Origin of the sequence: Pseudoalteromonas piratica (assembly GCF_000788395.1) — a bacterium.
In the GTDB taxonomy this organism is placed as follows: Bacteria; Pseudomonadota; Gammaproteobacteria; order Enterobacterales; family Alteromonadaceae; genus Pseudoalteromonas; species Pseudoalteromonas piratica.
Genome location: NZ_CP009888.1, coordinates 2,621,624 through 2,635,098, shown reverse-complemented (window position 1 = coordinate 2,635,098; position 13,475 = coordinate 2,621,624). Strand labels below are relative to the sequence as shown.

Genomic DNA, 13,475 nt, shown 5'->3' with positions numbered 1-13,475 from the left:
GAGCATGTTAACGTTATTGATCTTGGTGTATCATTTTTCTAATTCTTTTTAGTTATTAGTGAAGTGTATGGCAGTAGATCTGATCCCAACAGTTGTTTATTCGAGTATGATGGGAGTCGTTGTATCTTCGATTGTTCGTGGTGCGAAGTCATATAACTCTAATCAAGGTGTTTATCTTTTTGCGTTACTGTTATTACTGTTAATCCATATTCTAGGTGAGCTTTATATTTTTACAGGTGTGTATCAATATGCCCCTGCAATAGCAGGCTTTCAGCTACCAATTCGTATGTTAGTGGGACCTGCATTTTATTTTTATGCTGCAACAGCAATGTTTGCAAAGTTTAAGGTTACAACTAAGCAGCGTGTCTTTGCGCTTTCAGGGCCTATTGCTATTTTAGTGCTGATGGTGCCATTTTTATTTTTCATTAGCCCAGAACAAAAGTTAGCATTAGCTGATCCTTTAACTCGAGATCCCAGTTTATGGCGTTTAGCAGTCACTACCTGTGTTGTTACCGCGATCGTCTTTCTTGTATTTACCTTTGTTTATTTATTTGCCGCTTTTCGCTTACATGCAAAACATACCGCTAAATTAATGGAAAAGTATTCTACTATTGAACAGCGGGCTATGGATTGGTTAAAAGTATTGCTGGTATTGTGGGGCTTTATTTGGCTTGTCTACGCCATCAATTATGTTGCTGGATTACTTGGGTTTAAGTGGCACATACTGGGCTCTATATTTCCCTTTATTGAACTAGTTGTTCTGATAACATTTACGCATTTTGCCCTTAAGCAGATAGAGTTTTTTGAAAATGAAGAGGACTCAGAGCCCGAAGATAAACCGCGAGAGACGGTCATTTCACATGATAAAATGGAAGAAATATCAGAAAAACTCATTTTGGCAATGACCGAAAAAACGCTCTACAAAGATGAAGACTTATCGTTAAATCGCTTGTCGAAATCAATCTCAGTAAGCGAAAACTATATATCAGAAACCCTCTCGCAATATTTGAAAACTAATTTTTTCAAGTTTGTTAATCATTACCGTGTCGAAGAAGCCAAGAAATTGTTAACCAATAGTGACAAGTTAGTTTCAACCATAGCCTATGATGTTGGATTTAAATCGAAATCGACATTTAACTCGGCATTTAAAACAATGACGGGGACCACACCGACAGCTTTTAAAAAAGCATTAATGACTAAAAACTAAACAAATTAATGACGAATTCGTCCGAATATGCCCATTCGGACGACAAATAATCCCTGTCTTAGCACAATCTTATTCAAATAATTTCGAATAGAGGGATAAGGTATGACTTCGTCAACAGATAATTTATCGGCACTTAAAAACGAGGTAACTACACAGCAGAAATCTAACACTGTGCAAACAACACAGCGCAAGATGATTAATTTGCTATTTAAATATTCAGCGATATTTTGGTTTATTGCGATCTTGTTGGGGCAGTGGTTTTTCTTTTATTACATTATGGCGTTTTATGGGTTTTCTGTCATAAACGACAATATTGAAATTTGGAACCGATGGGAAGCTATGGGAAGCGCACCTTTCAAAGTGGGTGATACCATGGGGAATACGGTGTTTGCTGTGCATGCGATTGGTGCGGGTATTGTCGCCTTTGGTGGTGCATTACAGCTTGTGCCAAAATTAAGAGCTGTGGCACCCAAGTTTCATAAAATAAATGGTTATATCTATTTAGTCACAGTTTTTGGCCTTGCATTATCGGGTTTTTATTTAACTTGGGTACGTGGTGCGAGCCCTGATTTACTGGCAGCAATAGGAACATCCGTGAATGGGTTTCTCATTTTGGGCTTTGCTTACCTGACGGTAAAAACTGCGCGAGCTAAGCAGTTTAATAATCATCGAAAATGGGCAGTAAGACTATTCTTAGTATCAAATGCACAGTGGTTTTTGCGTGTTGGCGTATTTAGTTACTTGATTACGGGTACCATGCTGGGTGGTAAGCCCGCCTTTGGTGATATCTTTTTCACTATTTGGACATTTGCATGCTTTTTACTGCCATTAGGCATGGCTGAACTTTATTTTATTGCAGATAAAAAGAAGGGGCTTAAATTAAAACTTTTGGCAACTGCTCTGTTGGTCTTGCTTACAGTCTTGATGTTAGTCGGTGTAGTAGGGTTAACCCCGTTTTTGTTACAAGTGTTAAGTGGTGGCCCGATTTCACTCTGATTACTAATAAAAAAGCTATGAAGCTATCTTCATGGCTTTTTGATATTAACAATTTGTATGTAGTTAAATTGGCATAGTTAATTTTATCTTTTAACTCGCATAAGTCTTCAATAATACAGCTGCCGCATTTTGGTTTTCAGGCAACGCATACATAACAGTCGTGTGAAATCAGCCAGTGGTGTAAATCGGCTTTAAATTCTTTTGTTACTACTTTTTCTAGTTTCGCTTCAACTTTATCGACGTCTTTGCTCATGGCGAATTTAGTACGGTTAGACACACGGAATATATGCTAGTCTGCAGCGGTTGTTGGCCAGCAAAAATATGACTAAAGTAGATAGTATGATGATGCTAATTTGACTCTTTTTTATTTATTAAATTAGCCCGAACAAAAAGCTAAAGAGATCCCAAGTTGATTGATGTGATTATTCAACAGAAAGTTTTTGCCTTTCTAAGATGAAATCAAAAGTCATATCCGATAAGCTTTTTCCATCAACGGTTGCATCCCAAGCGCCATGTCCTGCTCCCTCTAAAGTAACAAGTTCGTTGTGAAGTCCTAAAGAGTCATAGATATCTTTTAATTCAGTTGCTTCGGAATATGGTGTTGATGGATTCACATCATTAGTTCCATGAGCCAAGAATAACTCTGGGTCGTTGTCATCATATAAATACGTTCCATATACAGCTTCGAAAAGCTCTACTTTTACATTTGAACCCCAAAAGTAAACCATACTTTTTACTTCATAGCTCTCATCTAAATTCGTCGTTGAAAGTGTTGGATCGTCAGTAATTGAAATTTCGTCTCTAAAATCTTCTAGGTTTGATATGCCTAAAGCAATAGTTGTAATTGCACCAGCTGAGGCTCCGCCAACAGTGATGTAATCGCTGTCTATGTTATAGATGCTGGCATTTGCGACTATCCAACGAAGTGCTGCTTTTGCATCTCTTTGAGCCATATACATAGCGATAGCTTGTTCGAACTGTTTTACAGTTTCAACACCTTGTAGGGCATGCTCGATCCACTCTTGCGGTGCGATACCTTTATAAAACGATAATAATTCTTCTTGAGATGTGCCTGATATCGTAATTAACTCTTCGGCTGTTCGGTAATCAATGGACACAAAGACCCATCCTCTGGAAGCGAAATAACCCGCCATATCAATAATCTCGGGCTTGGTTTTTGTGCCACCAGTAAACCCCCCACCATGAATAAACATAAAAACAGGTCTTTTAGTAGTATCGTTACTCGGGTAGTAGACATCGAGTTTTATTGGAGTAGCAACTGGTGACGTGCTTGTATTTGTGTGACTCAGCCCTTCTGCGTATGTGATATCTTCATCTACTAAGGTTAAATAGGTTGATTCAGCTTTCACCATTGGGGTGCCATTATCTTGCGCAGGGTCTGAAGAAACTGGCAGGGAATTTACTGAATCGTCGCTGCCACCACCACAGCCTGTTAATACGGCGAAAAATAAAAAACCAAAAACTAATAGTAAACGACTATTTAACATAAAAACTACCCAGTTAAACTACACATTGAATCAATTCTAGTTCAGATTCCTGAGTGCATTATGGGGTTTACAAAGTATTTACAAAAATTTACGTTATGCTTTTATGCTGCTAGAGCAAGGTTTTAATATAGTCGTTATCATTTAGGGAATATTCAGTTTTATCTTTAAACTCACATAAATCTTCAATTAAACAGCTGCCGCATTTAGGTTTGCGGGCAACACACACATAACGGCCGTGTAAAATAAGCCAGTGATGTACATCGACCTTAAATTCTTTTGGTACCACTTTTTCTAGTTTCGCTTCGACTTTATCGACGTCTTTGCCCATCGCGAAATTAGTGCGGAGTATATGCGTGTCTGCAGCGATTGTTGACAAGGTTAAAGATAATTACGTTAGATATGACATTTGGCTTTAGCCTCATAAAGCATTCATTTTATAGTTATTGTTTCTAAACCAAGCTGATGCAGACAAAAATTCTAAACCAATTTGATAGACGAAACCAAGCCTCAAGCCATATACTATTTTTAAAAAACAACACAGTATTAGTACATTGAACTCTGACCTTAAATTTTACAACTTTGACACCAACGAAGTATCTGATTGCGGACAAGTTCTGCAGATAAAACTATCAAATCGTCATCTAGGATGGTCAGGTATTATATTAGAGAAGGGATACTCGCCGTATTTTTATCCTAGCAATGTATATACCCCTTATTTTTACTTTGCTTTAGCGCTTGAACAGGATCTAAATTGGAAAATAGAGACTGAACAAGGTCTGACACCACTAAGATCAAGCCCAGGAAACATTTGGATTAACCCGCCGAAAACGCCTTTTACTCATGAGATTAATGAAGAATGTCACTTTGTGATTTTGGCGATTGAAGAGCGAAACTTTCTTGATTCTTGTCCGTTGAACATTGATGGAAAATCACTACAGTTTTTGAATAATTACAATGTAGTTGATGAAACCATTAAAGGGATTATTGAACTGTTTTTGGTGGAAATAAAATCTGGCGGCCAAAATGGTAAAGCTTATACACAAAACCTTTTGTCGCTATTGAGCACGTATTATATTCAAAATTATTCAAACTATTTTGATCTTCAGAAAAAACAAATCTCATCTTCTAAGTTTGACCAACAGCAAATGGAAAAACTAGATCTTTATATCAGTGAGAACATCGGCACAGCGATTTTAGTTGAAGATCTTGCTGAGCTTTTACATTGCAGTAAATTCCATTTTTTAAGAGAGTTTAAAAAATTCGTAGGTATCACGCCATATCAGTACTTGATGAAAAAACGATTAGAACAATCCAAACATATGCTAATCAAAGAAGGCGTTACTATTGCGACAATTGCTTTTGAGCTAGGGTTCAACGATCAAGCCCATTTTACTAAAACGTTTAAATCTCAATTTGGTCTGACGCCGGGGCAATTTTTAAAAGATCAAAACTAATTACTTCAATCAAGCAATAAAGTACAAAACCTCAAGCACTAATCTACAATAGTTTCGCTAGGGTACCTTCTAAACTGAACCACAGTTAGCAAATAGGGGATACTCATGAAAACTTTTACCAAGAAAACTCTTCCAATATTCATTAGCGCTATGGCCATTCTGTCAGGTTGTACATCAATGGCAACTTCAGAACAAGAAGCACAAATTAAGCAGTCAATAATTACTATGGTGAACGCTATCGATAGTAAAGAGTGGCATAAAGCCGAGTCACAATTTGCTCAGCAAGTATTTGTCGACTATTCCAGCCTTTCAGGTCAAGCAGGAAGTGAAGTTAAAGCATCTGATTTAGTAAATGGTTGGCAGTCCCTTTTACAAAACGTAGAAACGCATCATATGTTAACTAACTTTAATATCAAAGTTGACGGAAACAAGGCCGAGGTTATGTCACACGTTTATGCCAGCCATAATGCTACCAATATTGAAAATTGGGATGCGTATGGACGTTATAACCACAAACTAATTAAACAAGATGATAAATGGACCATTTCAAGCATGACGCTTCTAATGCATGGACAAAAAGGTAATCGCAATTTTTTAACTGAGGTAACGGCAATGAATCAAGAATCAAAAGTAGAAAAAATTGATTTTTTAAGTGAAGGCGAGAAGATTGTAGGTAATTTGTATTTACCTGAAAATTATGACAGCAGCAAGCAATATCCAGCAGTGATAGTTTCCGGCAGTTGGACAACTGTTAAGGAACAAATGGCAGGTCTCTATGCTAAAAAATTGTCTGAGCAGGGATTTATAGCTTTAGCTTTTGATTTTAGAAATTTTGGTGAAAGTGAGGGGAAAATTCCTTTCTATGAAAACCCTCAGCAAAAAGTTGCCGACATAAAAAGTGCTGTTAGCTTCTTACAAGCGCATGCCAATGTAAACAATGAAAAAATCGGCGCATTAGGAATATGTGCAGGCTCTATGTATACACTTATTGCGGCATCAGAAGATAACAGAATCAAATCTGTAGTCACGGCAGCATCGTGGCTTCATGATGCTGAAGCAGTGAAAATGTTCTACGCTGGGGAACAAGGTGTGTCAGCTAAAATAAGACAAGCTCAAAAAGCTAAGCAAAAGTTTCAAAAAACGGGCGAAATTGACTATATACCAAGCATTTCAACTACGGATGAAAGCGCTGCTATGTTTGGGCCGTATGATTACTATTTAAACCCTGAACGAGGTGCTGTTTCTCAATGGAGTAATGACAAATTTGCGGTTATGTCTTGGGAGGATTGGTTAACCCTCGACCCTATGCCTTCTGCAAAGTCACTTAATACGCCAACTTTGATGATTCATTCGGATGGAGCTGTGCTGCCTGAATATACTAAAAAGTATTTCGCTAACATCGCTAGTGATGAAAAAGAGTTACATTGGATGGAAACGGATTTGCAATCACCTTTCCACCAATTTAACTTTTACGACCAGCCTGATGAAGTAAACGAATCCATTGAGAAAGCGACAAAATGGTTTAACAAGATGTAAGTTACCTTACTGATATTGTGCACACTGCAAATAGACAGCAGTGTGTACTAAAGTTTTTATCTATTCTGTCTTCTCTTTAAACTCACATAAATCTTCAATAATACAGCTGCCACACTTAGGTTTGCGGGCAACACAGACATAACGGCCATGTAAAATCAGCCAGTGATGCACGTCAACTTTGAATTCTTTTGGCACTACTTTTTCAAGTTTCGCTTCGACTTTATCGACGTCTTTGCCCATGGCGAATTTAGTGCGATTTGATACACGGAATATATGGGTGTCGACTGCGATTGTTGGCCAGCCAAAAGCGCAATTTAAAACAACATTCGCCGTTTTACGACCAACACCGGGCAGGGAAACGAGGGCTTCTAAGCTTTCAGGTACCTGGCTGTTATGTTTTTCAATTAATATTTGGCTTAACTTATAAACATTGTTAGCTTTTGAGTTATAAAGGCCTATGGTCTTTATGTATTCCTTTAAACCCTCAACACCCAATTCCACTATGGCTTCTGGTGTGTTTGCGACTGGAAATAGTTTACGTGTAGCTTTGTTTACGCCAACATCGGTTGCTTGTGCCGATAAGGTAACCGCAACCAACAATTCAAACGGGTTTGAATACTCTAGCTCTGATTTGGGCTCAGGGTTATCGGCGCGTAAACGCTCTAGGATTTCAAGGCGTTTTGTTTTGTTCATTTAATCAATCCAAACTCGTTACGCGCGCGCGCGGTGCTTTTTCAACAATAGGCTGTTTTTGTTTTGCTTGTTGTCTGGCATCGATAATATTTTTAAGCGCGATTAATAATCCCATACCTAAGAAAGCGCCTGGCGACAAAATGGCAAGTAAAAATTGGGTATCTGTATTCATTACTTCAATACGCAATACTTTTGCCCATTCACCTAATAATAGATGTGCACCATCAAATAAAGTGCCTTGGCCCAGTAGCTCTCGCATTGCCCCTAACAGCACAAGTACAATTAAAAAGCCCAATCCCATCATTAAGCCATCAAAAGCGGCAAGCGGTACTGAATTTTTAGAAGCGAATGCTTCAGCGCGGCCAATAATAGCGCAGTTAGTAACGATAAGCGGGATAAAAATGCCCAGTGATAAATACAGTTCGTGACTAAATGCATTCATTAGTAATTCAATCATGGTCACAAATGCGGCAATGATCATTACAAACACAGGAATACGAATTTCTTTTGGTACCCACTCACGAACAATTGCAACTGTGACATTGGAACCTAGCAAAACAAAAAGAGTGGCTAGTCCAAGGCCAAGGGCATTCGTAACGGTCGCAGAGACAGCAAGTAACGGACATAAGCCAAGTAATTGAACCAGTGCTGGGTTATTTTTCCAAAGGCCTTGGTTGATAATATCGCGCAGTTGTTCAGTCATCATTTACTCCGCACACATTAGTACTATTAAATAAATCTTGATGTTGATTTTGAGTGTAAAGGCTTGCACGTTTAACAGCACTAATTACAGCTCTTGGGGTAATTGTGGCGCCAGTAAAAGCATCAAATTCACCGCCGTCTTTTTTTACTGCCCATGACGTATCTTTTAGAGAGGTAGGGCGCTTACCATTAAAGCTGGTGATCCAATCCGAACGGCGGATCTCTACTTTATCACCAAGCCCTGGTGTTTCTTTATGTTCAATAACGCGAACCCCAGCAATAGTACCGTCAATATAGATTGCAGATAAGATATCGATGTTACCACTATAGCCATCAGGCGCTGTTGATTGTAATACGACGGCAATGGGTTTACCGTCTTGCTTAGCACGATAAACTTTAGTTGCTGCAGAGTGATTTAAGTAATCCTCATTAATCTCAACGCAGTCTAGATACAGGGTGTTATTGTATTCTTTACTATCAATAACCTGACTTAGTGTGGTCATTAATTTTTGTTGTTTGTTTTGTTCAATAGCCGGCTTTGTCGCAATATAAGTAAGCGTTACTAGTGCCGTACTAGCTAAGGCAAAAGCCCCTAAAATAAGGGAGTTCTTTGAAATTGATTTCGTTAACATTACTGCTCCCTCGATCCGTACACTGTAGGCTGTGTATAGTAATCAATTAAAGGCACTGCCATGTTAAGTAAGAGTACTGAAAAAGCCACTGCATCAGGGTAACCACCATAGGTACGGATAATGTAAACTAGTAGACCAATAGCCGCGCCATAAATTAAACGTCCCTTGTTGGTAGTGGATGCCGAAACGGGATCAGTCGCAATAAAAAATGCTGCTAGCATGGTCGCGCCACTAAATAAATGCAAAATAGGACCAGTGCTGACACCTGGGTGAAAAACGACGCCAATACTTGCACAAATGGCCAAGCTCGCTAAAAAGGCAACGGGTATATGCCAGTTAATAACGCGTGATTGGAGTAAGTAAATCCCACCTAGTAAGTAAGCAACATTCACCCATTGCCAGCCAATACCTGCAAACTCACCAAATATAGGGTTCTGTAAGCTTTCAGATGTGGTCAAACCCTTACTTAAACCCGTTTTAAGGCTGTCGAGAGGTGTTGCCATTGATACACCGTCTACGCCAAGTCTTAGTTGTTCCGTAGTGAAACCACTTTGCGTAATACCTGTAAAAATAACGCTAATCTCATCCAATAATGAATGCTGATTAAGAGCAAGCTCCAAGGGAGGTGACCAGGTTGTCATTTGTACTGGAAAAGAAATAAGCAACAGCACATAACCAGCCATTGCCGGATTAAATAAATTAAAACCCAAGCCACCGTAGAGTTGCTTTACGAAAATAATGGCAAATGCGGTACCAATAACAATCACCCACCAAGGTGCTAGCGGTGGAATACTAATTGCGAGTAAAAGGGCGGTTAACACCGCGCTGTAATCAGAAAGTGCTGATTTTATATTGCGTTTTCTCAGCTTGAGTACGAATGCTTCAGCCGCGACTGCTGATGCAATAGCAAGCAGCAACTGAATAAGTACACCAAAACCAAAAAAATAAACTTGGCATACAATGCCAAGACTTGCAGCAAGACACACCTTGAGCATAATCGCACTGAGTGATTTATGACTATGGTGATGTGGTGAACTGGTTAAGGATAATTGCACGTTATTCTGATCCTTTATCTTGTTTTGCTTTCTTCGCTTTAGCCTTGGCTATCGCAGCTGCAATTGCGGCTTTTTTTCGCGCTTCTGCTTCAAGCGGTGCAGGGGAATCGTTGTTAATCGCATCTTTAGGCTCTGTTTGGCCTTCAATGTCCCCATTGATCTTATGAACTGATGACTCGTCTTCCTGAGTATTAAGAGTTTGCGATTCGGCTTCTTTGGCTGCCTTTTTCGCTTTAGCACGCGCAATGGCTGCGGCAACAGCGGCTTTACGCGGGTCATCTTCGCTTGGCGCTGCCGGTTCGACGGCTTGTGTATCGTCGTTTTGCGATTCGGCTTCTTTGGCAGCCTTTTTCGCTTTAGCACGCGCAATGGCTGCGGCAACAGCGGCTTTACGCGGGTCGTCTTCGCTTGGCGCTGCCGGTTCGACGGCTTGTGTATCGTCGCTTTGCGATTCAGCTTCTTTGGCTACTTTTTTCGCTTTAGCACGGGCAATGGCTGCGGCAACAGCGGCTTTACGCGGATCGTCTTCGCTTGGCGCTGCTGGGTCGATTGCTTGTGTATCGTCGTTTTGCGGTTCAGCTTCTTTGGCTGCCTTTTTCGCTTTAGCACGGGCAATGGCTGCGGCAACAGCGGCTTTACGCGGGTCGTCTTTGCTTGGTGCTGCTGGGTCGACTGCTTGCGTGTCCGCATTTTGCGATTCAGCATCGTTACCGGTTTTCTTTGCTTTAGCGCGGGCAATGGCAGCAGCAACAGCCGCTTTACGCGGATCAGTTGTTACATCATTTGCCGTTTCAGCTTGTTCTGCTTTTTTCGCTTTAGCACGAGCTATCGCAGCTGCTACAGCATCCTTTTTATCTCCGCGACTAGAGGCTATTGGCTTTTCTTCTTTGTAAGCGCGGGCCTGAGCTTTGCGTTCTGCGCGCAATTTCGCCATTTCGGAATTATCAGGTTCACCACTTTCATTACGTTTAGCTTTAGCACGGGCGAGGGCTGCGGCAACTGCTGCACTTTTATCATTAGATGCAACGCGTTTAGTTGCCTCTTCAACTTTTGATTTTGCTTCGTCGGTTGTGCGTTTCGCGGCACGCTTATGTCGATTTTGGCGCTCTTCTTGTTCCCGTTTTAAGCGTTCATTACGGGCTTCAAAGCGCTCTTTTGCGCGTTCGGCTTTAACTTTGTCTTCGCGCTCTTGGCGGATTTCAGCTTTGGCAACTCGATAATATTGCACTAGCGGAATTTCGCTCGGGCAGACATACGCGCAAGCACCACATTCTATGCAATCAAAAAGGTTATGTTCTTCGAGTTTGTCGTGTTCTTTACTTTTTGCAAACCATTGCAATTGCTGCGGTAATAAACTTGCAGGGCACGCGTCGGCACAGGCACTACAGCGAATACAGGCTTTTTCTTCTCCTGGCATTGGCATTTCTTTAGCACTTGGCGCGAGTACGCAGTTACTGGTTTTAATTATTGGTAAACGTACACTCGGTAAGGTAAAGCCCATCATTGGGCCACCCATAATGACACGCTGCCATTGCTGGGGCTGAAAACCGTTTTGCTCAAGTAGAAATTTAATTGGCGTACCAAGTAAACCCCAAACATTACATGGGGTTGTAATGGTATCACCGGTTACTGTAACAACACGTTCAATGAGTGGTTTACCATGGAAAATAGCCTGATAAATGGCGAAGATGGTGCCTACATTATGCACAACCATACCGATATCAGCAGGAATACCGCCTTGAGGAACATGTTTTGACGTTAATATTTGGATAAGCTGCTTTTCGCCACCAGATGGGTACTTAGTTGGTACTGCGCACACTTGCGTGTAGTGATCGTTTTCACATGCTTTAGTAAGTGCCTCAATCGCTTCAGGTTTATCGTCTTCAATGCCAATTAAGATTTTTGTTGGCTGGTAAAGCTTACGAAGTACCTCGATGCCTTTAATCAACTCATTGGCATGTTCACGCATCAGCATGTCATCTGCACTGATGTAAGGTTCACATTCAACGCCATTGATAATTAAAAACTCAATTTCGTTTTTTGGTTGCGCCTTTATGTAAGCTGGAAAGCCAGCTCCACCCATACCACTGATCCCCGCATTTTGAATACGGTCGATAATTTCTTGATCTGATTTGGCGTAGAAATCAGGCCATGGGGCAAGCTCACACCATGTGTCTTCGCCATCTGGCGTTAAAACGATACTTGGCTCAGGAAGTGCGCTTGGATGGGTGGACGGTTTCATTGCTATTTCTGCAATGGTACCCGAAGTTGGAGCATGTACCGGCACGCTCCAGTGACCTGCAGCTTCAGTTAATGCTTGTCCTTTAAGCACAAAGTCACCAACCTTAACAAGTAACTTTCCATTATCACCAATGTGCTGTTTGATTGGTATTGTTAAGCTCTCAGGCAGCGGTAAACGTTTAATTGGTTGTTGTGTTGAACTCGCTTTATTTGGTGTTGGGTGAACCCCACCAGGAATAGACCAAAGCTTACCACGTTCAATTTGTTCTAAAATAGATTCCACAAACAACCTCTAATCGATATTTGTAACAGGAATGGCTTGCAAGTCCCATTTCCAGTTTTTACTTGTTGTTTTAAGGGGGACCATGTCGATGCAATCAACAGGGCAAGGTTCAACACACAAGTCACAACCCGTACATTCATCAATTAATACTGTGTGCATTTGGCGCGTTGCACCGACAATGGCGTCAACAGGACACGCTTGAATACACTTAGTACAACCAATACATTCATCTTCACGTATGTAGGCAACTGTTTTAATTGGTTCTTTTTCTTCACCACCGGCAAGTGGTTTTGCTTCAACACCCATTAAATCAGCAAGTTTTTGTACAGTCGCCTCACCACCTGGCGGGCATTTATTCACTTCATCGCCATTAGCAATGGCTTCTGCATAGGGACGACAACCAGGGTAACCACATTGACCACATTGTGTTTGAGGCAGAATCTCGTCAATTTGATCAACGATTGGGTTACCTTCAATTTTATAACGAATGGCAGCAAAACCAAGCACTGCACCAAAGAACAGAGCAAGGCTGCCAAGAGCAATTAGGGCGTAGAATAAAGTCATTTACAGTTTAACCAATCCGGTGAAGCCAAGAAATGCAAGCGACATTAAGCCCGCAGTGATCATTGCAATGGATGCACCTTTAAAGGGGGTGGGGACATCTGCTGCAGCCAACCGCTCACGCATTGCAGCAAATAAAATTAATACTAGTGAAAAGCCAACAGCAGCGCCAAAACCGTAAATAGCAGATTGTAAAAATGAGTGTTGTTCACGCGTATTAAGCAATGCAACACCTAACACAGCACAGTTAGTTGTGATTAATGGTAAGAAGATACCGAGTAGGCGATACAGTGTAGGGCTGGTTTTCCTCACCACCATTTCGGTGAATTGCACAACAACAGCAATTACTAGAATAAAGCTCATCGTGCGTAAAAAGGTTAATTCGAGTGGTACTAATATGTATTGATTAACTAGGTAACTGGTGACCGAGGCTAATGTTAGTACAAATGTTGTGGCAAGGGACATACCAATGGCAGTATCAAGTTTGCCTGACACACCCATAAAAGGGCATAAGCCTAAAAATTGTACAAGTACAAAGTTGTTAACTAATACAGTTGCAACAAGTAATAGTAGATATTCGGTCATTGATATTTTATACGCGCTAGAT

Annotated in this window: 12 protein-coding genes and 2 pseudogenes; 4 read left to right on the top strand and 10 right to left on the bottom strand. The window is 40.8% G+C overall.

Annotated features, from left to right (window positions below; all coding sequences use genetic code 11):
• Nucleotides 1–67 precede the first annotated feature (67 nt).
• Nucleotides 68–1,207, top strand: a complete 1,140-nt coding sequence (locus OM33_RS12225) for a helix-turn-helix domain-containing protein (protein ID WP_038642086.1) — start codon at nucleotides 68–70, stop codon at nucleotides 1,205–1,207.
• A gap of 102 nt (nucleotides 1,208–1,309) precedes the next feature.
• Nucleotides 1,310–2,203, top strand: a complete 894-nt coding sequence (locus OM33_RS12220; RefSeq protein WP_038642084.1) for a DUF2306 domain-containing protein — start codon at nucleotides 1,310–1,312, stop codon at nucleotides 2,201–2,203.
• Nucleotides 2,204–2,342: 139 nt separating this feature from the next.
• Here OM33_RS12220 and OM33_RS22740 read toward each other — a convergent pair.
• The 3 genes and pseudogenes from OM33_RS22740 to OM33_RS12205 form a co-directional block, all read right to left on the bottom strand.
• Nucleotides 2,343–2,522, bottom strand: a pseudogene (locus OM33_RS22740) (endonuclease III); the annotation flags it as partial.
• 103 nt (nucleotides 2,523–2,625) lie between these two features.
• Complete coding sequence (locus OM33_RS12210; protein ID WP_199922451.1) at nucleotides 2,626–3,711, bottom strand: alpha/beta hydrolase; 1,086 nt, start codon at nucleotides 3,709–3,711, stop codon at nucleotides 2,626–2,628.
• Nucleotides 3,712–3,820: 109 nt separating this feature from the next.
• Nucleotides 3,821–4,081 (bottom strand): annotated as a pseudogene (locus OM33_RS12205) (hypothetical protein); the annotation flags it as partial.
• A gap of 181 nt (nucleotides 4,082–4,262) precedes the next feature.
• Here OM33_RS12205 and OM33_RS12200 point away from each other — a divergent pair.
• On the top strand, nucleotides 4,263–5,165 hold the full coding sequence (locus tag OM33_RS12200; RefSeq protein WP_038642082.1) for a helix-turn-helix domain-containing protein: 903 nt from the start codon (nucleotides 4,263–4,265) through the stop codon (nucleotides 5,163–5,165).
• 105 nt (nucleotides 5,166–5,270) lie between these two features.
• A complete protein-coding gene (locus tag OM33_RS12195) occupies nucleotides 5,271–6,701 on the top strand; it encodes an alpha/beta fold hydrolase (RefSeq protein WP_199922450.1) in 1,431 nt (476 codons plus the stop codon).
• A gap of 60 nt (nucleotides 6,702–6,761) precedes the next feature.
• On the opposite strand, the gene nth is transcribed toward OM33_RS12195, so the two are convergent.
• Genes nth through rsxA form a run of 7 tightly spaced genes read right to left on the bottom strand, consistent with a single transcriptional unit; the run spans nucleotide 6,762 to nucleotide 13,453 of the window.
• Nucleotides 6,762–7,394: an endonuclease III gene (gene nth, locus OM33_RS12190; protein ID WP_038642080.1), complete on the bottom strand. Its 633-nt coding sequence runs from the start codon at nucleotides 7,392–7,394 to the stop codon at nucleotides 6,762–6,764.
• Between the two features lie 4 nt (nucleotides 7,395–7,398).
• A complete protein-coding gene (locus tag OM33_RS12185; RefSeq protein ID WP_038642078.1) occupies nucleotides 7,399–8,097 on the bottom strand; it encodes an electron transport complex subunit E in 699 nt (232 codons plus the stop codon).
• Nucleotides 8,090–8,728, bottom strand: a complete 639-nt coding sequence (gene rsxG / locus OM33_RS12180) for an electron transport complex subunit RsxG (protein WP_038642076.1) — start codon at nucleotides 8,726–8,728, stop codon at nucleotides 8,090–8,092. Before rsxG ends, OM33_RS12185 begins: the two co-directional genes overlap by 8 nt.
• Nucleotides 8,728–9,783 (bottom strand): electron transport complex subunit RsxD, encoded by a 1,056-nt coding sequence (gene rsxD / locus OM33_RS12175; RefSeq protein ID WP_038642074.1) that lies wholly within the window; start codon nucleotides 9,781–9,783, stop codon nucleotides 8,728–8,730. Before rsxD ends, rsxG begins: the two co-directional genes overlap by 1 nt.
• Before the next feature lies 1 nt (nucleotide 9,784).
• Nucleotides 9,785–12,307, bottom strand: coding sequence for an electron transport complex subunit RsxC (gene rsxC / locus OM33_RS12170; protein ID WP_038642072.1), 2,523 nt, complete (start codon nucleotides 12,305–12,307; stop codon nucleotides 9,785–9,787).
• Nucleotides 12,308–12,316: 9 nt separating this feature from the next.
• Nucleotides 12,317–12,871, bottom strand: a complete 555-nt coding sequence (gene rsxB / locus OM33_RS12165; protein WP_038642070.1) for an electron transport complex subunit RsxB — start codon at nucleotides 12,869–12,871, stop codon at nucleotides 12,317–12,319.
• Nucleotides 12,872–13,453 carry an electron transport complex subunit RsxA gene (rsxA, locus tag OM33_RS12160; RefSeq protein WP_038642068.1) on the bottom strand — a complete coding sequence of 194 codons (582 nt, stop codon included), beginning with the start codon at nucleotides 13,451–13,453 and terminating at the stop codon, nucleotides 12,872–12,874.
• Nucleotides 13,454–13,475 lie beyond the last annotated feature (22 nt).